This window comes from Streptomyces sp. NPDC004610, from assembly GCF_040609715.1.
Taxonomy (GTDB): domain Bacteria; phylum Actinomycetota; class Actinomycetes; order Streptomycetales; family Streptomycetaceae; genus Streptomyces.
Genome location: NZ_JBEXLA010000034.1, coordinates 34,827 through 58,210, shown reverse-complemented (window position 1 = coordinate 58,210; position 23,384 = coordinate 34,827). Strand labels below are relative to the sequence as shown.

Here is a 23,384-nt window from a genome sequence, read left to right as displayed (position 1 = left end):
GAGTGCGAAGTCCGGGCGAAGTCGGCGCGAAGTCGCCCTCAAGGGCCCCCGAGATCGCGCTCAAGGGACCCGGAGATCGCCCTCAAGAGACTCCGAGATCGTCCTCAGGGCCCCCGGAGATCCCGCACGGATGCCACCCCGGGATAGCCGGCGGATGCCACCCGCGCAGGCCGACCGGAGATGCCCCGCAGTTGCCCCGGAGAACCCGGGGAGAACCCCAGGAGATCCCCCGGAGATCCCTCGGAGAGGCCCTGACACGAAGCCCCGACGCAAAGCCTTACCGCGAAGCCCGGACGCAAAGCCCCGACGCAAACCCGGACGCGAAGCCCGGACGCTTCCCGGAAGAGACCCCGCATTCCCCTTCCCCATTACCGCCCCCTCCCCCGCGATCACCTCACACACCCCCGCCCGATAGACCGCCACCCCTAGGGCGTTCCCTGACTTTTCACGGGCTTTGAACCACCTTTGGACGATGGAGTGAACCTCTCCCCCCGGCTCACCGTCCTAGAGGGCGCAATGTGGCCGGATGCCCGAATCGGGGCCGCCCACGGGGTCTCTCTCGGAACAGCGGGATGCGATGGCTGTCACGGAAGGTGGGGAAATGTCAGGCACGGCTCCGGCACGGGCGGGAAGGGTGCGGCGGCTGCTGCGCGGTCCGCGCCCCCGGTCGGTGCCCGCCCTCGTCGCCGGGGCCTGCACGCTGGTGGGCCTGCTGGGCGTCGCCGCGGGTGTGTTCCCCCGCTTCCGGCACAGCCGTACGCACGCCCTCGCCGAGGTGGTGCCCGGCGCGCTGGGCCCGTTCGCGGCGGCCCTGTCGCTCAGCGCGGGCGTCCTGCTGCTGCTCCTCACGCGCGGGCTGCGGCGCGGCAAACGGCGGGCCTGGCGGGCGGCGGTGGCCCTGCTCCCGGCGGGCGCCCTGGCCCAGTTCGCCTACCGCCACTCGCTCATCGGCGTGGTGCTCTCACTGGCCCTGCTGTGGGTGCTGCTGCGCCACCGGGACCGTTTCGCCGCCCTGCCCGACCCGCGCAGCCGCTGGCGCGCGCTGGCCAACTTCGTGCTCATGGGGGCCGGTTCGCTCGCCCTCGGCCTGGTCATCGTCAGCGTCCACCACGGCCCCATGGTGGGCGACCCGAGCTGGGCGGCCCGGCTGACCCACGTCCTGTACGGCCTGCTCGGCGTCGAGGGCCCGGTCGACTACCGGGGCGGCACGTCCTGGACGGTGGCCGCCTCCCTGGCCGCGCTGGGCCTGCTGACCGCCGTCACCACCGTCTGTCTCGCCCTGCGCCCCGAGCACCCGGCCGCGCGGCTCAGCGAGGACGACGAGCGGCGGCTGCGCGCCCTGCTGGAGCGGCACGGCGGCCGGGACCCGCTCGGCCACTGCGCGCTGCGCCGCGACAAGGCGGTGGTGTTCTCGCCCAGCGGCAAGGCGGCCGTCACCTACCGCGTGGTCTCCGGCGTGATGCTCGCCGACGGCGATCCGATCGGGGACATGGAGGCATGGCCCGGCGCCATGGAGCGCTTCATGGACGTGGCCCGCGCCCACTCCTGGACGCCCGCCGTCATGGGCTGCTCCGAGACCGGCGGCGAGGTGTGGACCCGGGAGACCGGCCTGGACGCGCTCGAACTGGGCGACGAGGCGGTGGTGGACGTCCCGGATTTCTCGCTCGCCGGCCGCGCGACGCGCACCATGCGCCAGATGGTCACCCGCGTCGAGCGCGCCGGTCACGAGACCCGGGTACGACGCGTGCGTGACCTCGGCGGGGCCGAGCTGGACCGGATCCGCCGGGCGGCGGCGCCTGGCGGGGCACCGCCACCGAGCGCGGCTTCTCCATGGCGCCGGGCCACGTGGGCGACCCCGCCGACGGGGACTGCCTGATCGCCACCGCCCACCGTGCCGAGGCGGAACCGGCGGAACCGGGCCCCTATGGCGACCTCAAGGCCGTCCTGCACTTCGTTCCCTGGGGTGCGGACGGCGTGTCCCTGGATCTGATACGCCGCGACCGCACCACCGACCCCGGGCTGAACGAGTTGCTGATCGTGGCGGCCCTGCGCGCCGCGCCGAAGTTCGGGATCTCGCGCGTGTCGCTGAACTTCGCGATGTTTCCCTCGGCGCCGGCCCGTGGCGAGCGACTCGGCGCCGGTCCGGTGCCGCGGGCCTGGCGCGGGCCGCCGGTGTCTCTCTCGCGCTGGTTCCAGATCGAGTCGCCGTACCGGTCCAACGCCACGTTCCGGCCCCGCTGGGAGCCCCACTTCATCGTCTACCGCGCCTCCGCCGACCTGCCGCGGGCCGAGGGCTCCCTGACCGCCCTGCCGCTCCCCCTGCGCCGCCCCTGCGCCCACGCCGTACCGGAAGGAGATGTCCGGACCGCATAGCACCCCGGCCGCGCCCCGACCGCACCCCCACCACGTCCCCACCGCGCCCGGCCACACCCCGCCCCACACCCCGCCCCGGGCCCCGCCGTCGCGTCCCGCGCGGTGGCCAGGCGATCCGCCCCGCCCAGGGGCCTACGCTGAACGTATGAGCAAGCAGATCGGACGCCGGAGCGTCGCGGGACTCCCCACATGGGACCGCTGCGCGGTGATGGGGGTCGTGAACGTGACCCCGGATTCCTTCTCCGACGGAGGCCGCTGGTTCGACACGACGGCCGCCGTCAAGCACGGCCTCGACCTGGTCTCCGAGGGCGCCGACCTGATCGACGTGGGCGGCGAGTCCACCCGGCCGGGCGCCACCCGCGTCGACGAGGACGAGGAGCTGCGCCGGGTCGTCCCGGTGGTCCGCGGCCTCGCCGCCGAGGGCGCGGTGATCTCCGTCGACACCATGCGCGCGTCGGTCGCCGAGCAGGCCCTCGCGGCCGGTGCCGTCCTCGTCAACGATGTCAGCGGCGGCCTCGCCGACCCCGCGATGATCCCGGCCGTCGCCGCGGCGGGCGCGCCCTTCGTCGTCATGCACTGGCGCGGCTTCCTGGCGGGCGGCAATGTCCAGGGCTCCTACGACGATGTCGTCACCGAGGTCGCGGACGAGCTGCACGCGCGCGTGCGGGCCGTACTGGAGGGCGGTGTCGCCCCCGACCGGATCGTCGTCGACCCCGGTCTCGGCTTCTCCAAGCAGGCCGAGCACGATCTCGCGCTGCTCGCCCGGCTCGACCGGCTGAACGCCCTCGGTCACCCGGTCCTCGTCGCCGCCTCCCGCAAGCGGTTCCTGGGGCGGGTCCTGGCCGGGCCCGGGAGCGCGCCCCCGCCCGCCCGCGAGCGCGACGCGGCCACGGCCGCCGTCTCCGCGCTCGCCGCGTACGCGGGCGCGTGGGCGGTCCGCGTCCACGAGGTACGCGCCACCGCCGACGCCGTACGCGTCGCCCAAGCGGTGGAGCGGGCCCGCACCGAGGAAGAGACTCGCGGCGGGGAGTCGTCCCGCACCAAGGAAGAGGCCCGCAGCGGGGCGGCGTCCCGCACCGCCGACGAAGCCCGCACACCGAAATCGACCGCCCGGCCCCCCACCCCCACAACCTCCACCTCCACCCCCCTCTCCTCCCCCACCCCCTCCCCCGACGCTCGGTCGACCGAAGGAGACAGGTGAGCGCCCCCCACATCGACGTCGAGCAGGTGGAAGCCGCCAACACCGCCTACTACGAGGCGCTGGAGCGCGGCGATTTCGAGGCGGTGTCCGCGCAGTGGCTCAGCCCCTCCGACCTCGGCGTCGACGAGGAGTACCACGACCCGGCGGACACCGGGGTGATCTCCTGCGTGCACCCGGGCTGGCATGCGCTCACCGGACGCGGCGAGGTACTGCGCTCCTACGCGCTGATCATGGCGAACACCGATTACATCCAGTTCTTCCTGACGGATGTGCATGTGTCCGTCACCGGCGACACCGCGCTGGTGACCTGCACCGAGAACATCCTCAGCGGAGGCCCCGCGCCCGAGGAGGGCGGGGAGCTGGGCCCGCTGGTGGGCCAGTTGGTGGTGGCCACGAATGTGTTCCGGCGCACCGACGAGGGCTGGAAGCTCTGGTCCCACCACGCCTCCCCGGTCCTGGCGGAGACCGACGAGGACGACACGGACGAACCGCCCACCCCGGACGACACGCTCTCCTGACGGGGCGGACCAGGGCCCGGCCGGGGGAGCCCGTAAGGGTCACCCCTGGCCGGAAGGTGGTTGGAATCACGTACCACCGGGTAAGCGCGGTTTCCGACCCCGAGGGGCCGGGTTCCCTGGGGGATTCACCTGGTGGATCCCCCGGACGCGGCCCGCGCCCGGACCCCCGTGGCCCGGGACTGTCAGTGCCCGCAGGTAGATTCGTTCGAGGCCGACCGTCCGCCCGCACGCGGTACGGACCGGCCCTCACCGACGATTGCAGGAGTGATTCGCGTGGATCGTGTCGCGCTGCGCGGCCTCAAGGCCCGCGGGCACCACGGGGTGTTCCCCAAGGAGCGCGAGGAGGGCCAGACCTTCCTCGTGGACCTGGTCCTGGGGCTGGACACGCGCCCGGCGGCGGCCGACGACGACCTGGAGAAGACCGTCCACTACGGCATCGTCGCCGAGGAGGTCGTCGCCGTCGTCGAGGGCGAGCCCGTCCATCTCATCGAGACGCTCGCCGAGCGCATCGCGCAGGTCTGTCTGAAGCACGCGGCGGTCCAGCAGGTCGAGGTCTGTGTCCACAAACCGGACGCGCCGATCACGGTCCCCTTCGACGATGTGACCGTCACCATCATCCGGAGCCGAGTATGACCGCATTCACCGAGGGTCACAGCGACCCGACCGTACAGCCGGTGCCCGCCTCCGTCGTCGAGCAGGTCGACGCCGCCGACACCACCCTCCAGAACCCGCGAAGAGCCGTCATCGCCCTCGGCTCCAACCTGGGCAACCGCCTGGAGACCCTCCAGGGCGCCATCGACGCGCTGGAGGACACCCCGGGCGTCCGCGTCAAAGCGGTCTCCCCGGTGTACGAGACCGAGCCCTGGGGCGTCGACCCCGGCAGCCAGCCCTCCTACTTCAACGCGGTCATCGTCCTGAAGACCACCCTCCCGCCCGCCTCCCTGCTGGAGCGGGCGCACGCGGTCGAGGAGGCGTTCCACCGGGTCCGCGACGAGCGCTGGGGCCCGCGCACCCTGGACGTCGACATCGTGTCGTACGCGGATGTGCTGTCCGACGATCCGCAGCTCACTCTCCCTCACCCGCGCGCCCATGAACGGGCCTTCGTGCTCGCCCCCTGGCACGACGTGGACCCGGCGGCCCTGCTCCCCGGCCGGGGCCCGGTCGCCGATCTGCTGGCCGGTGTGGGCCAGGAGGGCGTGGCGGCCCGCGGCGACCTGGAACTACGGCTGCCCGAATAGTCGTTAAGGTCAAGACGACCGCGGGGCCCGCCCGGCGCGGTCGTGCGTCGACGGACCGCCCATCGACCGGGGAGCTGAAGGGACACCGTGAGAGAGCTGCGCATCAGGCTGCTGATCGGCGTTTTCGTCGTCGCCGGAGTGCTGTCCTGGGCAGCCGCCCGCCTGTGGAACTCGGTGGGCACGCTGCCCAGTGTGCCCCTGGCCGCCCCCATCGTCCTGGCGCTGATCGCGGTCGTCCTGCTGTCCACGGCGCTCTCGCTGCGCACCCGGCTCAAGGCCCAGCGCGAGCGCGAGCCCGGCGCCAAGGGCGTCGACCCGCTGATGGCCGCCCGAGCCGTCGTCTTCGGCCAGGCCAGCGCCCTGGTGGCCGCCCTGGTCGCCGGTATGTACGGCGGCACGGGCGTCTTCCTGCTGGAGCTTCTCGATGTCCCGGCCCGCCGCGACCAGGCGATCTACGCCGGTTTCTCGGTCGTGGCGGGCATCGCGGTGATAGCGGCGGCCCTGTTCCTGGAGCATGTCTGCAAGCTCCCGGACGACGACGACCACGACACGACGGGCACAGCCCCGACGACCTGACGCCTCCGCCGCGCCGAGGACGACCCCCGTCGGCGACGCCGACACCACCGCACCCTCACCGACGCGGCGACACCCACCGGCCACAGATGCGGGAACGCCTCACCACGCCACGCCCAGACTCACCACGCCACGCTCAGACTCATCGCGCCCTGCTCACCCTCACCGCGCCATGATCAGACTCATCGCCTCGTTCCGGGTCGCCGCGTCCCGCAACTGCCCCCGCACCGCCGAGGTGAGGGTCTTCGCGCCCGGCTTGCGGATCCCCCGCATCGACATGCACATGTGCTCGCACTCCACGACCACGATCACCCCCCGCGGCTCCAGGATCTCCATCAGCGAGTCCGCGATCTGCGTGGTCAGCCGTTCCTGCACCTGCGGCCGGCGGGCGTAGACATCCACCAGCCGGGCCAGCTTGGACAGCCCCGTGATCTTGCCGCTGGTCGACGGGATGTACCCGACATGCGCGACGCCCCGGAACGGCACCAGATGATGCTCACAGGTCGAGTACACCTCGATGTCCTTCACGAGCACCATCTCATCGTGCCCGAGGTCGAACGTCGTGGTCAGCACATCCTGCGGCTGCTGCCACAGCCCCGCGAAGATCTCCTTGTACGCCCGCGCCACCCGCGCCGGCGTCTCCCTGAGGCCCTCGCGGTCGGGGTCCTCGCCGACCGCGATGAGGAGTTCGCGCACCGCGTTCTCGGCACGCTTCTCGTCGAACTCACCTATGGGGCGCTCGCCGTCCAGCGTCACGGCGTCGGTCATGGGGTGCCTCGTTCCTGTACGGGTCGCGCGGGGCGCGCGCCTCAACTGCGGGCCTACGGAGATTCCGCACCCCAGGCTAGAACCCAGGGGGCGCGGTATCCATTCCGGGCCGGATGGGGCCGAAGGACCCCTAAGGGCCCAGGGCGCCCCAAGCGGGGCGGCGAAACGGCCCCCGCCCGGCCCTACACCCCACAGTCAGCCCCACCCCCCCGGCAAGCCGCACCCCCGCAGCAAACCGCAGCCCAAGAAAAACCGGAGGGCACCGGCCCACCCCCCTCAAGGGGTCGACCGATGCCCTCCGCTCCGTACTACCTTGCGGTGTCCGTCGGCGCTAGCTCTCCGGACGGTCCTCGGGTGCCGGTTCGGCCACCGGGGCCGTGGGCTCGGCCGGGGTCGCCTTCGCCGTGGTGATCGCCGGAGTCGCTCCGTTGGCGCCGTTCGTCAGGGCCAGCTCCTTGGGGGAGAGCACCGGCGGACGGGTCGACGGGGTGCGGCGGGAGGAGCCGGTCCAGGCTGGCCGCGGGGGACGCTTGACGATCGTGGCGAAGACCTCGGCGATCTCCTCCTTGCCCAGCGTCTCCTTCTCCAGCAGCGCCAGCACGAGGTTGTCCAGGACGTCCCGGTTCTCGACCAGGATCTCCCACGCCTCGTTGTGCGCGTTCTCGATCAGCTTCTTGACTTCCTCGTCCACCAGCGCGGCGACCTCTTCCGAGTAGTCGCGCTGGTGAGCCATCTCACGTCCGAGGAAGGGCTCGGTGTTGTCGCCGCCGAACTTGATGGCGCCGAGCCGCTCGGTCATGCCGTACTGGGTGACCATCGCGCGCGCCGTGGTGGTGGCCTTCTCGATGTCGTTGGCGGCGCCCGTGGTCGGGTCGTGGAAGACCAGTTCCTCGGCCGCGCGACCGCCCAGCATGTAGGCGAGCTGGTCGAGCATCTCGTTGCGGGTGGTGGAGTACTTGTCCTCGTCGGGCAGGACCATGGTGTAGCCCAGGGCCCGGCCGCGGGACAGGATGGTGATCTTGTGGACCGGGTCGGAGTTCGGTGAGGCCGCCGCGACCAGGGCGTGACCGCCCTCGTGGTACGCGGTGATCTTCTTCTCCTTGTCCGACATGATCCGGGTCCGCTTCTGCGGGCCCGCGACCACCCGGTCGATCGCCTCGTCCAGCATGTGGTTGTCGATCAGCTTCTTGTCGCTGCGCGCCGTCAGGAGCGCCGCTTCGTTCAGCACGTTCGACAGGTCGGCGCCCGTGAAGCCCGGCGTACGGCGGGCGACGGCGGACAGATCGACATCCGGGGCGACCGGCTTGCCCTTCTGGTGGACCTTGAGGATCTCCAGACGGCCCTGCATGTCCGGGCGGTCGACCGCGATCTGGCGGTCGAAGCGGCCGGGCCGCAGCAGCGCCGGGTCCAGGATGTCGGGCCGGTTGGTGGCGGCGATCAGGATCACACCGCCCTTGACGTCGAAGCCGTCCATCTCGACCAGCAGCTGGTTGAGGGTCTGCTCGCGCTCGTCGTGACCACCGCCGAGGCCGGCGCCGCGGTGGCGGCCGACCGCGTCGATCTCGTCGACGAAGACGATCGCCGGGGCGTTCGCCTTGGCCTGCTCGAAGAGGTCACGGACCCGGGAGGCACCGACACCGACGAACATCTCGACGAAGTCGGAACCGGAGATCGAGTAGAAGGGCACGCCCGCCTCGCCGGCCACGGCGCGCGCGAGGAGCGTCTTGCCGGTTCCGGGAGGCCCGTAGAGCAGGACGCCCTTGGGGATCTTGGCGCCCACGGCCTGGAACTTGGCGGGCTCCTGGAGGAACTCCTTGATCTCGTGGAGCTCCTCGACCGCCTCGTCCGAACCGGCGACGTCCGCGAAGGTCGTCTTCGGCGTGTCCTTGGTGATGAGCTTGGCCTTCGACTTCCCGAAGTTCATCACCCGGGAGCCGCCGCCCTGCATCTGATTCATCAGGAACAGGAAGACGACGACGATGAGCACGAAGGGGAGCAGGGAGAGCAGAATGCCGACGAACGGGTTCTGCTTGGACGGCGAAACGGTGTAGCCGTCCGGAATCTGGTTGTCCTGGTACTTCGTCTGCAGCGTATTGGCGATGGTGACGCCCTGGTCGCCAATGTAGCTGGCCTGGATCTTGGAGCTGCCCTCGATCCTCTGGCCGTCCTTGAGCGTGACCTTGACGGTCTGCTCGTCACCGGTGGTCAGCTGGGCCGATTCGACCCGGTTCTCGTTGATCGCCTGGACCACCTGGCCGGTGTCCACCGTCTTGTAGCCGCCGGACGAGCCGACGACCTGCATCAACACGACCACGGCAAGGACGGCCAGCACGATCCACATGACCGGCCCACGGAAGTATCGCTTCACGTCCATCCACACGGAGCGGTGCCGCCCCGTCCCTCCTGCCATAGTGAGTTTGATAAGACAGTTCTTCTGACGGTACCCCAGCATTGTCGCCCGACGATGCACGGGACGGCTGGCATTCCCGTCTACGCATGCTCCAACGGCGCGGAACCCGCTGGGGTTCCCGATCTCCTCGTCCCCCTTGGTCCGGCTTGGTCCGTACGGATCAGCGGCACCGGCCGCCCGTACGGTCCAGGGGGCGGCCCGCCCCGGCCGCCGGGGCCTCAGCCGCCGTAGACGTGGGGCGCTAGCGTGCCGACGAACGGCAGGTTGCGGTACTTCTCCGCGAAGTCGAGGCCGTAGCCGACGACGAACTCATTGGGGATGTCGAAGCCCACCCATTCGACGTCGATGGCGACCTTCGCCGCGTCCGGCTTGCGCAGCAGGGTGCACACCTTCAGCGACTCGGGCTCGCGCGAGCCGAGGTTGGACAGCAGCCAGGACAGCGTCAGCCCGGAGTCGATGATGTCCTCGACGATCAGGACGTGCTTGCCCTTGATGTCCGTGTCGAGGTCCTTGAGGATCCGCACCACACCGGAGGACTGGGTGCCCGCCCCGTAGGAGGACACCGCCATCCAGTCCATGGTGACGGGGGTGGACAGCGCCCGCGCGAGGTCGGCCATGACCATCACCGCGCCCTTGAGCACACCGACGAGGAGCAGGTCCTTGCCCGCGTACTCGGCATCGATCTTGGCGGCCAGCTCGGCGAGCTTGGCGTCGATCTCTTCCTTGGTGATGAGCACCTGCTGGAGGTCGGCACCCATGTCTTTCGCGTCCACCCACATCACTTTCGGTCGTCCCACCGGCTGACCGGGACCCTCGCCGGAGAGGGTCCGGAGGGGTGTCGATTCAGCCTTGCCGAATCACCAGTCTGCCACCCTGCCGCTGGGCGACGACTTTGCCCGGCAGGTTGATGGCCCCCTGGCCCCGCCAGCCGGTGATCAGCCGGTCCATTTCCTCGATGTGGCGCGCGAACAGCGAACCCGCCGGGGCACCCGCCTCGATCGCCGCGCGCCGCAGCACCCGGCGGCGGACGGCGGGCGGCAGGGCGTAGAGCTTGGCGCACTCCAGCAGCCCCGCGGAGTCCCGTACGGCGCTCTCGGCCTGGCGGGCCCAGGCGTCGAGGGCGTCGGCGTCGTCCCGGGACAGCTGGGCCGTCCGGGCGAGCGCCTCGACGACGCCCTTGCCGAGCGCCTTCTCCAGGGCGGGCAGGCCCTCGTGGCGCAGCCGGGAGCGGGTGTAGGCGGGGTCCGCGTTGTGCGGGTCGTCCCAGACGGGCAGGGACTGGACCATGCACGCCTTGCGGACGGTCTGCCGGTCGAGTTGGAGGAAGGGACGCCGGTAACGGCCGTCGGCCCCCGAGACCGCGGCCATCCCGGACAGGGAGCGGATGCCGGAACCCCGGGCGAGGCCCAGCAGTACGGTCTCGGCCTGGTCGTCTCGGGTGTGCCCGAGCAGGACGGCGGCGGCGCCATGGCGTGCGGCGGCGGCGTCGAGGGCGGCGTAGCGGGCGTCGCGGGCAGCCGCCTCGGGACCGACCCGGCGTCCGCCGCCCCCGGTGTAGCCGGAGCCGTGCGCGGGGGTGTCGGACTCGCTGCCGATGGTGACGGCGGTGGCCTCGACGGGGTCCAGGTCGAGTCCGCGCAGCCGCTGGACGACGTCCTCGGCGCGCGCGGCGGAGCCCTGCTGGAGTCCGTGGTCGACGGTGATGCCGCCGGCGCGGATACCGAGGCGGGGGGCTTCGAAGGCGAGGGCGGAGGCGAGCGCCATGGAGTCGGCGCCGCCAGAACAGGCGACGAGCACGAGCGGGGACGGCGGTCGCTCGTACGGCCGGTCGTAGGCGGGGGCGAGACCGGTGCGGCCTGCGGGCCCCCCAGGGGCGGCGCCCACGCGGCCGGCGGCCAGGGGGACGGCCGCGCTGCCGGTGGGGTCGGGGACGCTGCTGTGTTCGGTGAGGATGTCGTGGAGGACGCGGCGGACCGCCAGGCGTATCGCCGCGACCGCAGGATGGGGACCCATGTCCGGTTCCCTTCATGAATGTTTCGGGGGGAGAGCCCGAGTCCGGTCACTCAGAGTGTGTAGATGGTGACAGAACCGAGCGGTTCCCCGAGCATTGCACGCCTGCCCAGGCCTCACGGTCCCTCGGACGGGTGATTGCAGGGGCGTTCGACTGCCGTCGGCCGGATCCGGTTCACCACGTCACTCGGGATTCACGACGCACCCCCGCGGTTCACGACTCCGCCTTGCGGTGCACCCGTGCGATCCAGTCCGCCGGTTTGGCGATCTCCACCTTCGTGGGCAGGGTGTTGGGGGAGGTCCACACCCGGTTGAAGCCGTCCATACCGACCTCTTCGACGACCGCGCGCACGAACCGCTCGCCGTCGCGGTACTGGCGCAACTTGGCGTCCAGGCCGAGCAGCTTGCGCAGGGCCAGGTCGAGCCGGGAGGCGCCCTTGGCGCGGCGCTGCTGGAACTTTTCCCGGATCTCCCCGACGGTCGGCACGACGGCCGGGCCGACGCCGTCCATCACGAAGTCGGCGTGCCCCTCCAGGAGGGACATCACGGCGGTCAGCCGGCCGAGGATCTCGCGCTGCCCCGGCGTCTGCACGATCTCCACCAGGGACCGCCCGCCGTCGTCCTCCTCGCCCTCCGGACGCCCGCCCGCCAGCGACTGCGCGGCCTCCCGGATCCGCTCCAGCACGGTCATGGGATCGACCTCGGTCTCCCCCAGGAACGACTGGATTTCGCCCTCCAGATGGTCCCGCAGCCAGGGCACGGCCGAGAACTGGGTCCGGTGGGTCTCCTCGTGCAGACAGACCCACAGCCGGAAGTCGTGCGGCTGCACGTCGAGTTCGCGCTCCACGTGGACGATGTTCGGGGCGACGAGCAGCAGCCGGCCGCCGTTCTTCTCACCGGCCGGAAGGTCCCGGGTCGCGGGGGCGAAGGTCTCGTACTGGCCCAGCACCCGGGACGACAGGAAGGACAGCAGCATGCCCAGTTCGACGCCGGTCACCTTGCCGCCGACCGCGCCGAGCACGGCACCGCCGGGGGTGCTGCCGCGACGTTCCTGCATCTTCTCCAGGAGGGGTTTCAGGATCTCCCGGAACCCGGCGACGTTGGCCCGCACCCAGCCGGGGCGGTCGACCACCAGGACGGGGGTGTCATGGATCTCCCCGGTTCCCATCCGGGTGAAGCCCCGGACGTGTTCCTCGGAGGCTCTGGCATGGCGGCGGAGCTCCGCGACGACCGCGCGGGCCTCGTCACGGCTCACCTCCGGGCCCGGCCGTACCAGCCGGGTCGCGGTCGCCACCGCGAGATTCCAGTCGACCATCTCGGCACCACCGATGCGCGTCATGCGCTCAACGGTACGTGAGCGCTGCCGCTGGGGGCAGGCTGTGGGGGGTGGGGTGGTTCCGGGCGGTGGTCCGGTGGCGGTGGGATGTGGCCGGTCGCGCAGTTCCCCGCGCCCCTTGGGGGGTGGGATGCGGCGTGTCTTGGTCAGTGCGGGTCGGGTTTCGGGCTGTCCGGAGAGAGGGCTAGCGGCATGCGCAGGTCGCCAGGGCCGTTGCTGTGTTGTCCAGGGCCGTCTGGGCGGCTGCGGGGTCGGTGGTGTCGGTGGCGAGGAAGGCGAAGGCCAGGACCTGGCCGGTCGGGGTGACCGCGGTGCCGGCGAGGGTGTTGACGCCGGTCAGGGTGCCCGTCTTGGCGCGGACGACGCCGGCGGCGCCGTCGGTGTAGCGGGAGCTGAGCGTGCCGGTGAAGCCCGCCACCGGCAGGCCCGTCAGGGCGGGGCGCAGTGCGGGGAGGTCGGGGTCGGCGGCCTTGGCGAGCAGGGCGGTGAGGAGATCGGCGGTGAGCCGGTCGGCGCGGGCCAGGCCGCTGCCGTCCTTGAAGGCGGCGCCCTCGACCGGCAGCCCGAGGTTCTTCAGGCGGGACCTGATCGCCGTACCGGCGCCCTTGAAGTCGGCGCGCTGGTCGGAGGCGAGGGCGGTGTGCCGGGCGAGGGCCTCGGCGATGTCGTTGTCGCTGTGGGTCAGCATCCGCTCGACCAGGGTGGACAGCGGGGGCGAGGTCACGGTCGCCAGGGTCTCGGCGCGGGCGGTGGCCTTGGAGGGGCCGGGAGGCTCGGAGGTGATGCCGTGGGACTTGAGGAAGCCCGCGAAGGAGCGGGTGGCCTCGGCCGCCGGGTCGGTGTGGCGGGGGGCGGGGCCGCTGGTGGAGTCGTCGGTGCGGGCCTCGTCGGCCATGAGCGCGGTGACCTCGGCGAGGTTGTCGTTGACCCCGATCGGGTGGCGTGCGTCCCCGGCGTAGAGGGTGGTGTCGTAGGAGAGCGTGACCTCGGTGGTGCCACGTTTCTTCAGTTGCCGCGCGGTCCGCTCGGCGAGGGCGCGCAGGCCGGCCAGGCCGTCGGTGTCCTCGCGGGCGGTGAGTGTGGGGTCGCCGCCGCCGACGAGGACGACCTCGCCGGTGTCGGGCTCGAAGACGGCCCGGGTGGTGAGGCGGTGGTCGGGGCCGAGCGCGTCCAGCGCGGCGACCGCGGTCGCGATCTTCGTGGTGGAGGCCGGGGTGAGCGCCTCGCCGGAGCTCTGCCCGTAGAGCCGCTCGCCGGTGGTGACATCGACGACCGAGGCGGCCCGGCGGTCGCCCAGCCCGGCGTCCTCGAACAGCGGGTCCAGAACCTGGGCGAGGGACTTGCCGCCGTTCGGGGGTGCCTTCACCCCTCCGGCCGGGCCCGCGGACACCCCGAGGGCCTCCAGAACGGACGCCGCGCTGGGGGCCGGACGGGGTGCTCCGGCGGACGTACCGGAATTACGACCGTGATCTGCGCCACCCGAATCCCGCTCCGCAGCGGCCGTATCGCGCTCCGCCGTGCGCTGGCCGGTGGCGTCGAAGGGCGCCGCGGCGGTCACCGCACCGGCCGCCAGCGCGAGCCCGAGAGCCGCCGCGCCGGTCGTGTACTGCCAGGTCTTCACCGTGGTCACCCGTTTGACCTGCGGTTTCACCGCATGGGCCCAGCGCGTGGCGTAGGGCCTCGCGGCCACCGCCGCCCGCGTGAGCCGCGGCGGTACGGCTCGCGCGAGCCGTGTCACCCGCTCTCCCGCCCGCCAGCGACCCTGTTCGGGCACGACCACCAGCCCCTTTCGCGATCACACACCTGCGTGAGGGACACTTAACCACCACAACTGCGTGCTGATCATGGAGGAGCCACCGGTGGAGTTCGACGTCACGATCGAGATCCCGAAGGGTTCGCGCAACAAGTACGAGGTGGACCACGAGACCGGTCGTATCCGCCTGGACCGCCGACTCTTCACCTCGACCAGCTACCCGGCCGACTACGGCTTCGTCGAGAACACCCTCGGCGAGGACGGCGACCCGCTGGACGCGCTCGTCATCCTGGAGGAGCCGACCTTCCCCGGCTGTCTCATCACCTGCCGCGCGATCGGCATGTTCCGGATGACCGACGAGGCCGGCGGCGACGACAAGCTGCTGTGTGTCCCGGCGTCCGACCCCCGGGTGGAGCATCTGCGCGACATCCACCATGTGTCGGAGTTCGACCGCCTGGAGATCCAGCACTTCTTCGAGGTCTACAAGGACCTGGAGCCCGGCAAGTCCGTCGAGGGCGCCAACTGGGTGGGCCGCACCGACGCCGAGGCCGAGATCGAGCGGTCGTACAAGCGTTTCAAGGAGCAGGGCGGCCACTGAACCGTTCGGGTTCCTGAAGTTTTCCGGACTTTTCCGGAGCTTTTCGGGGTTTCCGGAGTTTGTCGGGGTCCCTTCGAGGGGCCCGGAAGCGAGCCTTCCGAGAACGGCCGTACGCATCCCGCGTGCGGCCTTTCGCTTGTCTGTGCGCATACTGAGGCCGTTGGGACGCAGTCGTACAGGGAGCGCTGCTTTAAGTGACGGACGCGGAGCACCGTAAGCCGCATTCGGACGAGGCACGGGGCGTTTTCGATCCGGAGGTGACGTCCGAGTTCTCGGTTCCGGCGGGGCTGGACGTGGCGAGAGCGGGCGGTGAGCCCGAGACCACCTCCGAGTTCGCCGTGCCGGAAGGGCTGGACGTACCGGCGTCGGCCGTCGAGGCGGAGGGGTCGGCCTTCACCATGCCGAGCACCTATGTCGCCGGCCAGGCGCCGCCCGCGTTCACCCCGCCCGGCGGGCTGCCGAGGGTGAGTCTGACGAAGGACGCGCCCTGGCAGGACCGGATGCGCACCATGCTGCGCATGCCGGTGGCGGAACGGCCCGCTCCGGAGGCCGTGCACAAGGCGGACGACGCCGGTCCGGCCGTCCCCCGCGTGCTCGACCTGACCCTGCGCATCGGCGAGCTGCTGCTCGCGGGCGGGGAGGGCGCGGAGGATGTGGAGGCGGCGATGTTCGCCGTGTGCCGCTCCTACGGGCTGGACCGCTGCGAGCCGACCGTCACCTTCACCCTGCTGTCCATCTCGCACCAGCCGTCCCTGGTCGACGATCCGGTGACGGCCTCGCGGACCGTGCGGCGCCGGGCCACCGACTACACCCGGCTGGCCGCCGTGTTCCGGCTGGTGGACGATCTCAGCGACCCCGAGAACCATCTCTCGCTGGAGGAGGCGTACCGGCGCCTCGCCGAGATCCGCCGCAACCGGCACCCCTATCCGACCTGGGTGCTGACCGCCGCCAGCGGACTGCTGGCGGGGGCCGCCTCGGTGCTGGTCGGCGGTGATGTCCTGGTGTTCTTCGCGGCGGCGATCGGGGCGATGCTGGGCGACCGGCTGGCCTGGTGGTGCGCCGGGCGGGGGCTGCCGGAGTTCTATCAGTTCGTGGTCGCGGCGATGCCCCCGGCCGCCGTCGGGATCGCGCTGACCATGGCCCATATCGACGTCCGGGCCTCCGCGGTGATCACCGGTGGGCTGTTCGCGCTGCTGCCGGGGCGGGCGCTGGTGGCGGGCGTGCAGGACGGGCTGACCGGCTTCTACATCACCGCCGCGGCCCGGCTCCTGGAGGTCATGTACCTGTTCGTCGGGATCGTGGTCGGGGTGCTGGTGGTGCTGTACTTCGGCGTCCAGCTCGGCGCCGAGCTGAACCCGGACGCGGCGCTGACCATCGCCCAGCGGCCGGGGCTCCAGATCGCCGCGTCGATGCTGCTCTCCCTCACCTTCGCGGTCCTGCTCCAGCAGGAACGGTCCACCGTGCTCGCCGTCACCCTGAACGGCGGGGTCGCCTGGTCCGTCTACGGCGCCCTGCACTACACCGGGAATCTCTCGCCGGTCGCCTCCACGGCGATCGCGGCGGGGCTGGTCGGTCTGTTCGGCCAGCTGCTGTCCCGGTACCGGTACGCGTCCGCGCTGCCGTACACCACCGCCGCGATCGGGCCCCTGCTGCCCGGTTCCGCGACCTACTTCGGTGTGCTGTCCATCGCCCAGAACGAGATCACCAATGGGCTGGCCTCCCTGACGAAGGCGGCGGCCCTCGCCATGGCCATCGCCATCGGCGTCAATCTGGGCGCGGAACTGTCCCGGCTGATGCTGCGGGTACCGGGCGCGGCGACGGCGGGCCGCCGGGCGGCGAAGCGGACCCGGGGCTTCTGAGGCGCGCGGGCGCCCCGCCGGGTGGGCGGGGCGCCCGCGGTCCCCTGCGGCCTGCGATCAGCCCTGGTGGTAGGGGTACTGCCCCGGCTGGGGTTGGGGCTGCTGGGGCTGCTGGTTCTGGGGGTACTGCTGCGGCGGGTACTGCTGCTGGTGCGGGTACGGCTGCTGGGGCTGGGGCGCCGCGTGGTACGGGTCCTGCTGCTGGCCGTAGCCCTGCTGCTGCGGGTACTGCTGCTGCTGCGGGTAGCCCTGGTTGCCCTGATGCCCCTGGTGTCCCGGGTTGTTCTGGTGCCCCTGGTGTCCCGGGTTGTTCTGGTGCCCCTGGTGTCCCTGGTTGCCCTGCGGCGTGTGGGGGGCGTGGGGCTGGTGGGTGCCGGGGCCCGGGGGGATACGGCGGAGCTGGGTCGTGGCGTCGTCCATGGCCGGCGGCTGCTGCTGGGCGTAGGGGTACGGCTGCTGCGGCGACTGCTGGTACTGGTCCTGCTGCTGGGCGGCCGGCTGGGGGTTGTTCTTCTTCTGCCGGCGGGCGCGCAGCACCTCGAAGACGATCGGCAGCACGGAGATCAGGACGATCAGGATCAGGATCGCCTCGATGTTCTCCTTGACGAAGGCGATATTGCCCAGCCAGGAGCCCAGCAAGGTGACACCGGCGCCCCAGAGAACGCCACCGACGACGTTGAAGATCAGGAACGAGCGGTAACGCATCCCGCTGACGCCCGCGATGATCGGGGTGAACGTCCGCACGATCGGCACGAAGCGGGCCAGGACCAGGGACTTCGGGCCGTGCTTCTCGAAGAACTCGTGCGCCTTGTGCACATTCTCCTGTTTGAAGAAGCGTGAGTCCGGCCGGGTGAACAGCGAGGGGCCCACCTTCTTGCCGAACATATAGCCCACCTGGTCGCCCACGATCGCGGCGATCACGATGAGCACGACCGCGCCCCACAGCGGGAAGTCCAGCTGCCCGGAGGTGATCAGCAGACCGGCCGTGAAGAGCAGGGAGTCGCCCGGCAGGAAGAACCCGATCAGCAGACCGGACTCCGCGAAGACGATCAGGAGCAGGCCCCAGATGCCGAAGTTGTCGAGCAGGGTGTTCGGATCGAGCCAGCTCGGTCCGAGGGCAAGCGTCGTCACGATTCCTGGCTCCTGAAAGGGTGTTGAGAACTTCGGCGTCCGTACGGCCGGACAAAGCTATCAACGCTGTGTGTCCGTCCCAGGTTCCACCCGTGCCTCCAGGATGCACTGTGCGCCGAGGGGGACCAAGCTGTGAGTCATGGGCATGGACGACTACGGCGGCGGGCAGGGACCCGAGCCCGAGGTACTCGTCGTGACGACGAACGACGTACCCGGCTACCGCGTGGACCAGGTGATCGGTGAGGTCTTCGGACTGACCGTGCGTTCCCGGCACATCGGCAGCCAGCTCGGCGCCGGGCTGAAGTCGCTGGTCGGCGGGGAACTGCGTGGGCTGACCAAGACACTGGTGCAGACCCGGAACCAGGCCATGGAGCGCCTGGTCGAACAGGCCCGCGCCCGCGGCGCCAACGGTGTCCTGATGTTCCGCTTCGACGTCACTGAGGCCGCGGACGTCGGCACGGAGGTGTGCGCCTACGGCACGGCGGTCGTCCTGATCAAGGACTGACCCCGAAGGAACGTGACACACACCACGGGCGACTCCGTCGGGGGGGAGGGGCCGGGGGTGACTCCGTCGGGGAGGGACCTGGGGTGGCGGCACTTCGGGGCAGGGGGATGGGGCTGGCGACTCCGTCGGTGGGGGAACCGGGGGCGGCGACCCCGTCGGGGTGAGGGGCCCGGGGGGACTCAGACTCTGTCGGGGTGAGGGGCCCGGGGGGACTCAGACTCTGTCGGGGTGAGGGGCCCGGGGGGACTCCGTCGGCCTGAGGAATCTGGCGGGTGAGGGCGAACCGGCGGCCAGGGAACCTGGTGGGCGAGGGCGAACCGGCTGCCAGAGGGACTTCGACGGGCAGGAGACTCCGGTCGCCCGGAGGGTTCCGGAGGGCAGGACGACTCCGGTGGTTTGGAGGGTCCCGGAGGGCAGCACGATCCCGGTGGCCCGGAGGGTCCGGAGGGCAACACGACCCCGGTGGTCCGGAGGATCCCGGAAGGCAACACGACCCCGGCGGCCCGTCGGGCGAAAGCGGAACGGGCCGCCGCACCCGGCCTGCACCCACTCCCCTCCACCTCACCCCGCCCCCGCCCCCGCCCGTCGGGCTGACGGCGGAACGCACCCGGCGCCGGGGGACCACCGGAGTGACAGCGGGGCAGCCCGCCGCTGCCGGAACCGCCACCCCGGCACCTCGACCGGCACCAGCGCCGCCACCCCGGAACCGCCACCCCGGAACCAGAACCGCCCCCACCCCCGGCATCAGCACCGATGCCGCGCACCAGGACCGCCGCCCCGCACCCCCACGCCCCCGCCCCCTCAGCCCTCTCAGCCCCCTTGTCGGGCGGCATTCGCCGTGATCGCGTCCCGCAGATACGCCGCCAGCCCGGTGCGGATCTTGTCGTAGTTCGCCGTGAACCGCTGGTCGGACACATACATCTCGCCCAGGCAGACATGCATCTCGTGCGAGCACTCGTAATGCGCGCCCGAGATGAACCGGCGGTGCTCCTCCGCGGCGTCCATCGCCTCCGGCGCGTCCGCGGGGGTGCCGGCCGTCATCAGGTCGGCCATCCGCCGGTGGATCGCGTCGAACTCCTCGGTGAGCCGCTTCCAGTCCTCCTTGGTGTAACTGGCGGCGCGACGCTGGGACTCGCGGTAGGCGTCGGTGTCGCCCCAGCGCTGCTGCACCTCCTCCTCGTACTGGTCCGGGTCGAAGTCCCCGAACACCTCGAACTTCTCCTCGGGTGTGAGGTTGATGCCCATGCTGCGTGCCTCCATGGCGTGTTCCACGGCCGCCGCCATCTGTCTCAGCTTGTCGATCCGGGCGGTCAGCAACTCGTGCTGGCGGCGTAGATGCGCCTGCGGGTCCGCGTCCGGGTCGTCGAGCAGGGCGGCGACCTCGTCGAGCGGGAAGCCCAGCTCTCGGTAGAACAGGATCTGCTGCAACCGGTCGAGGTCGGCGTCGCTGTACCGCCGGTGCCCCGCGTGGCTGCGCTCGCTGGGGGCGAGCAGACCGATGTCGTCGTAGTGGTGCAACGTGCGCACCGTGACTCCGGCGAAACCGGCGACCTGTCCCACGGAGTAGCTCACTTCCGCTCCTTCCTCGGTACGCCCTTCACCTTCCTGCCTCACGCCACGTGAGGTGCAAGCCCGATTTTCCGGGATGAATGACAGTCGTTACGCCCGATATGCGAGGTTCACCCGTCTATCGTGGCCCGGGTGGCTCACGACACCTCGTCGCCGGCGCCGAGCACTCCGGCGACCCCGGCCCGCGCGCTGCTGCCCCTGATCCTTCCCGCGCTGGTCGTGGGTGTGGGCGCGAGCCTGCTCTTTCTCGGCGTCAGCGGGCTGGCCGAGCAGCTCCAGCATGTGCTGTGGAACAACCTCCCCGACGCGCTCGGCGTGGGCCGCTACTCCGTGCTCTGGATCATGGTTGTCCTCACCGGGACCGGCCTCCTCGCCGGACTGGTGGTGTGGAAGATCCCCGGACACGCCGGACCCGACCCGGCCCTGACCGGCCTGGACGCGCCCGTGATGGCACCGGTCGTGCTGCCCGGTCTGCTGATCGCCACCGCCCTGACCCTGGCCGGAGGCCCCAGCCTGGGCCCGGAGAACCCGATCATCGCCGTCAATGTCGGCCTCGCCTTCTGGCTGGGCAACCGGCTGCTGCCCGCCGTACCCGGCGCCGTCTGGCCGGTGCTGGCGGAGGCCGCGACGATCGGTGCGCTGTTCGGCACCCCGGTCGCCGCCGCGCTGGTCATCTCCGAGGCCCTCGCCGGCCGTCAGACCCGGGGCAAGCTGTGGGACAGCGTCTTCGCGCCCCTGGTCGCCGCCGCCGCGGGCGCCCTGACGACCACCCTGGTGGCCCACCCCAGCTTCGATCTGCATCTGCCGCCGTTCGACCGCCCCGGCTGGGCCGATCTGCTGTCCTGTCTGGTCGTCGCCTCCCTCGCCGCGCTGCTCGGTATGTGTGCGGTGTACGCCTTCCCCTATGTCCATGGCGCCTTCTCCCGGCTGCGCCATCCTCTGCTGATCCTGCCCGCGGGTGGGCTGGTGCTGGGTCTGCTCGGTGCGCTGGGCGGCCATCTGACGCTGTTCAAGGGGCTGGACGAGACGGCGGAACTCGCCCATGACCCGGACGGCTGGTCGGCCGGGCAGTTCGCGGTGATGGCCGTGGTGAAACTGGCCGCGCTGCTGGTCGCCGCGTCCAGTGGCTTCCGGGGCGGGCGGATCTTCCCGGCCGTCTTCGTCGGCTCCGCCTTCGGTCTCGCCGCGCACGCCCTGGTCCCCGGTGTGGACCCGGCCGTCGGTGTCTCGGCAGGCGTCCTCGGCATGCTGCTGGCGATCACCCGGCAGGGCTGGGTCAGCCTCTTCACCGCCGCGGTCCTCGTCTCCTCCCCCGCCATCCTCTCCCTCCTCTGTATCGCCTCCCTTCCGGCCTGGCTGCTGGTCACCGGCCGCCCCCAGATGCAGCTGAAGGAGGACGGCTCCTCCGTACGCTGACGCCGACGCCCCGCGGGGGAGGCACCGGGGTGCTCGGCACCTCCCCCGCCGGGTGTCACCGGCAGGCGAGCCGGCATCTATTTCTGGTACACCGCCCGGCGCCTCCGGGTTCCCACCCCGGCGGAAAATCTTCCCCGAGCCCACCGCGCAGCCCTCGCAGCCCTCGCGGTCTTCTCACCCCTCCACCCGGCTACTTGCTCAGCCGCCCGAACCTCCGTACCGCCAGCGGGAAGAACAGCGCCAGCAGGGCCAGCGGCCACACCACCGCCGCCCAGACATGGCCGGGCTCGCCGCCGGGGTTGCCGAACAGATCGCGGACCGCCGTCGCCGTATGGGACATCGGGTTCCACTGCACCACCGTGCCGAGCCAGTCCGGCATCGAGTCCGGGCTCGCGAAGGCGTTGGAGAGGAAGCCCACCGGCCAGACCAGGATCTGCACCGCCGTCACCAGCTCCGGCTTGCCCGCCACCAGGGCCAGATGGATACCGATCCACAGCATCGCGAACCGGAAGAGCAGCAGCAGTCCGAGCGCGGCCAGAAAGCCGACGGCCCCGCCCGTCGCCCGCCAGCCCAGCGCGAACCCCACACCGACCAGCACCAGCAGCATCAGCGCGGACTGGAGCATGTCGGCGACGGACCGGCCCACCAGCACCGCCCCGTTGGCCATCGGCATGGAGCGGAAGCGGTCGATCACGCCCTTGTTGAGGTCCTGGGTGACCGCGACCATCGTGGACTCCAGACCGAAGGCCATGGTGAGCGCCAGCATGCCGGGCACCAGGAAGTCGACGTAGTCGCCGGTGATGCCGCGCCCGCCGCCGACCAGATAGCCGAACATCACGAGCAGCATCACCGGGAAGACCAGGTTCACCACGACCCCGACCGGCTGCCGCGCCCAGTGGGCGAGTTCCCGCCGGGTCATGGTCCAGGAGTCGGCCAGGGCATGGGCGACAGCGGACCCACCGGCAGCGGACCCCCTCGCAGCAGGCCCACCCACGGGAGCCTTACCGCCAGGAGCCCCGCCTGCGGCGGACCCGCCGACACCGGACCCACCGGAGTTCACACGCACGTCCGCACTCATGCCACGGCCTCCTTCGCCTTCTCGTCCCGCCCGGTCAGATGCAGGAACACCTCGTCCAGCGTGGGCCGCCGCAGCGCCACGTCCTCCGCCCGGAGCCCGGCCGTCTCCAGGGCCCTCACGACCTCCGAGAGCGCGGTCATCCGGTCGGTGACCGGGGCGCTGATCAGCCGCCGGTCCCGGTCGACCGTCACCTCGTCCCGGGGCATCGGCAGCAGCTCGACCGCCGCGTCGAGCTGGGCCTCGTCGTGCAGTACGACATCGATCCGGTCGCCGCCGATGCGGTTCTTCAGGGCGTCGGCCGTGCCGTCCGCGACGACCCTGCCCCGGTCGACCACCGAGATCCGGTCGGCGAGCTGATCGGCCTCCTCCAGGTACTGCGTGGTCAGCAGGACCGTCGTACCCCCGCCGGTCAGGGAGCGGACGGCGGCCCACACCTCTGTGCGTCCGCGCGGGTCGAGGCCGGTCGTCGGTTCGTCCAGGAAGAGCACCTCCGGCTCCACGATCAGGGACGCGGCGAGGTCGAGCCGCCGCCGCATACCGCCGCTGTACTGCTTGACCGCCTTGCGGCCGGTGTCCTGGAGGCCGAAGCGCTCCAGGAGTTCTGTCGCCCTCCCGCGCGCGTGCCGGGCGCCCAGGTGGTAGAGGCGGCCGAACATCTCCAGGTTCTGGTGACCGCCCAGTTCCTCGTCCAGTGCCGCGTGCTGGCCGAGCAGACCGATGCGGTGGCGCACCTGCTGGGCCTGGGTCCGGACGTCGTACCCGGCCACGGTGATCCGCCCGGAGTCCGGGCGCAGCAGGGTGGCCAGGATCCGGACCAGGGTGGTCTTGCCCGCCCCGTTGGGGCCGAGCACTCCGTGCACCGTGCCGCGGCCGACGGTGAGGTCGAGCCCGTCCAGTGCGTGTTTGTCGCCGTACGTCTTGTGCACGCCTTCGACGGCGATCGCCGTATCGGACACTGCGCCACCCACTCCCTTGGTTCCACTCTAGTCAAACTTGACTAACAACCGCCGGAGGGTAATGCCCAGGACGCTCGTTAGTCAAACTTGAT

At 71.4% G+C, this 23,384-nt stretch carries 19 protein-coding genes and 1 pseudogene; 10 read left to right on the top strand and 10 right to left on the bottom strand.

The genetic code is table 11. From position 1 onward, the window contains the following. Positions 1-601 precede the first annotated feature (601 nt). The 6 genes and pseudogenes from ABZX40_RS31255 (at position 602) to ABZX40_RS31230 (ending at position 5,906) form a co-directional block, all read left to right on the top strand. Positions 602-2,373: pseudogene (locus ABZX40_RS31255) on the top strand (phosphatidylglycerol lysyltransferase domain-containing protein). Positions 2,374-2,518: 145 nt separating this feature from the next. Further along, the gene (folP, locus tag ABZX40_RS31250; protein WP_355745144.1) at positions 2,519-3,574 is read left to right on the top strand and encodes a dihydropteroate synthase; all 1,056 of its coding nucleotides are present in this window, start codon (positions 2,519-2,521) and stop codon (positions 3,572-3,574) included. Then, complete coding sequence (locus tag ABZX40_RS31245; RefSeq protein WP_355745147.1) at positions 3,571-4,092, top strand: nuclear transport factor 2 family protein; 522 nt, start codon at positions 3,571-3,573, stop codon at positions 4,090-4,092. The genes folP and ABZX40_RS31245 overlap by 4 nt, the downstream gene beginning before the upstream one ends. Before the next feature lie 273 nt (positions 4,093-4,365). Then, a complete protein-coding gene (gene folB, locus ABZX40_RS31240) occupies positions 4,366-4,725 on the top strand; it encodes a dihydroneopterin aldolase (RefSeq protein ID WP_355745150.1) in 360 nt (119 codons plus the stop codon). Next, complete coding sequence (gene folK, locus ABZX40_RS31235) at positions 4,722-5,330, top strand: 2-amino-4-hydroxy-6-hydroxymethyldihydropteridine diphosphokinase (protein WP_355745153.1); 609 nt, start codon at positions 4,722-4,724, stop codon at positions 5,328-5,330. Before folB ends, folK begins: the two co-directional genes overlap by 4 nt. Positions 5,331-5,417: 87 nt before the next feature. Next, on the top strand, positions 5,418-5,906 hold the full coding sequence (locus ABZX40_RS31230) for a DUF3180 domain-containing protein (RefSeq protein ID WP_355745156.1): 489 nt from the start codon (positions 5,418-5,420) through the stop codon (positions 5,904-5,906). A gap of 159 nt (positions 5,907-6,065) precedes the next feature. Here ABZX40_RS31230 and folE read toward each other — a convergent pair whose 3' ends face one another. From folE to dacB, 6 genes are all read right to left on the bottom strand, one after another. Beyond that, entirely contained in the window at positions 6,066-6,671 is a 606-nt protein-coding gene (gene folE, locus ABZX40_RS31225) for a GTP cyclohydrolase I FolE (RefSeq protein WP_355745159.1), read from the bottom strand. A 331-nt stretch (positions 6,672-7,002) separates the two neighbouring features. Then, positions 7,003-9,045, bottom strand: a complete 2,043-nt coding sequence (gene ftsH / locus ABZX40_RS31220; RefSeq protein ID WP_355745299.1) for an ATP-dependent zinc metalloprotease FtsH — start codon at positions 9,043-9,045, stop codon at positions 7,003-7,005. A gap of 254 nt (positions 9,046-9,299) precedes the next feature. Beyond that, positions 9,300-9,860: a hypoxanthine phosphoribosyltransferase gene (gene hpt / locus ABZX40_RS31215; RefSeq protein ID WP_355745302.1), complete on the bottom strand. Its 561-nt coding sequence runs from the start codon at positions 9,858-9,860 to the stop codon at positions 9,300-9,302. A 64-nt stretch (positions 9,861-9,924) separates the two neighbouring features. After that, positions 9,925-11,094: a tRNA lysidine(34) synthetase TilS gene (tilS, locus tag ABZX40_RS31210; protein ID WP_355745162.1), complete on the bottom strand. Its 1,170-nt coding sequence runs from the start codon at positions 11,092-11,094 to the stop codon at positions 9,925-9,927. 211 nt (positions 11,095-11,305) lie between these two features. Further along, positions 11,306-12,430 carry a zinc-dependent metalloprotease gene (locus tag ABZX40_RS31205; RefSeq protein ID WP_355745165.1) on the bottom strand — a complete coding sequence of 375 codons (1,125 nt, stop codon included), beginning with the start codon at positions 12,428-12,430 and terminating at the stop codon, positions 11,306-11,308. 181 nt (positions 12,431-12,611) lie between these two features. Beyond that, on the bottom strand, positions 12,612-14,207 hold the full coding sequence (gene dacB / locus ABZX40_RS31200; RefSeq protein ID WP_355745168.1) for a D-alanyl-D-alanine carboxypeptidase/D-alanyl-D-alanine-endopeptidase: 1,596 nt from the start codon (positions 14,205-14,207) through the stop codon (positions 12,612-12,614). A 79-nt stretch (positions 14,208-14,286) separates the two neighbouring features. Here dacB and ABZX40_RS31195 point away from each other — a divergent pair, with 79 nt between their 5' ends. Together ABZX40_RS31195 and ABZX40_RS31190 are read left to right on the top strand one after the other, a co-directional pair. After that, positions 14,287-14,778 carry an inorganic diphosphatase gene (locus ABZX40_RS31195; protein WP_355745171.1) on the top strand — a complete coding sequence of 164 codons (492 nt, stop codon included), beginning with the start codon at positions 14,287-14,289 and terminating at the stop codon, positions 14,776-14,778. 194 nt (positions 14,779-14,972) lie between these two features. After that, positions 14,973-16,637, top strand: coding sequence for a threonine/serine exporter family protein (locus ABZX40_RS31190; RefSeq protein ID WP_355745174.1), 1,665 nt, complete (start codon positions 14,973-14,975; stop codon positions 16,635-16,637). A gap of 57 nt (positions 16,638-16,694) precedes the next feature. Here ABZX40_RS31190 and ABZX40_RS31185 read toward each other — a convergent pair whose 3' ends face one another. Next, positions 16,695-17,768 carry a VTT domain-containing protein gene (locus ABZX40_RS31185; protein ID WP_355745177.1) on the bottom strand — a complete coding sequence of 358 codons (1,074 nt, stop codon included), beginning with the start codon at positions 17,766-17,768 and terminating at the stop codon, positions 16,695-16,697. Between the two features lie 139 nt (positions 17,769-17,907). Here ABZX40_RS31185 and ABZX40_RS31180 point away from each other — a divergent pair, with 139 nt between their 5' ends. Then, a complete protein-coding gene (locus tag ABZX40_RS31180; RefSeq protein WP_355745180.1) occupies positions 17,908-18,273 on the top strand; it encodes a YbjQ family protein in 366 nt (121 codons plus the stop codon). Between the two features lie 810 nt (positions 18,274-19,083). Here the strand turns inward: ABZX40_RS31180 and ABZX40_RS31175 are convergent. Further along, a complete protein-coding gene (locus tag ABZX40_RS31175; RefSeq protein ID WP_355745183.1) occupies positions 19,084-19,845 on the bottom strand; it encodes a MerR family transcriptional regulator in 762 nt (253 codons plus the stop codon). 129 nt (positions 19,846-19,974) lie between these two features. Here ABZX40_RS31175 and ABZX40_RS31170 point away from each other — a divergent pair, with 129 nt between their 5' ends. Next, positions 19,975-21,258 carry an ion channel protein gene (locus ABZX40_RS31170; protein ID WP_355745186.1) on the top strand — a complete coding sequence of 428 codons (1,284 nt, stop codon included), beginning with the start codon at positions 19,975-19,977 and terminating at the stop codon, positions 21,256-21,258. Positions 21,259-21,448: 190 nt separating this feature from the next. On the opposite strand, the gene ABZX40_RS31165 is transcribed toward ABZX40_RS31170, so the two are convergent. Further along, positions 21,449-22,177 carry an ABC transporter permease gene (locus ABZX40_RS31165; RefSeq protein WP_355745189.1) on the bottom strand — a complete coding sequence of 243 codons (729 nt, stop codon included), beginning with the start codon at positions 22,175-22,177 and terminating at the stop codon, positions 21,449-21,451. A gap of 155 nt (positions 22,178-22,332) precedes the next feature. Then, positions 22,333-23,292: an ATP-binding cassette domain-containing protein gene (locus ABZX40_RS31160; RefSeq protein ID WP_355745192.1), complete on the bottom strand. Its 960-nt coding sequence runs from the start codon at positions 23,290-23,292 to the stop codon at positions 22,333-22,335. Positions 23,293-23,384: the final 92 nt, after the last annotated feature.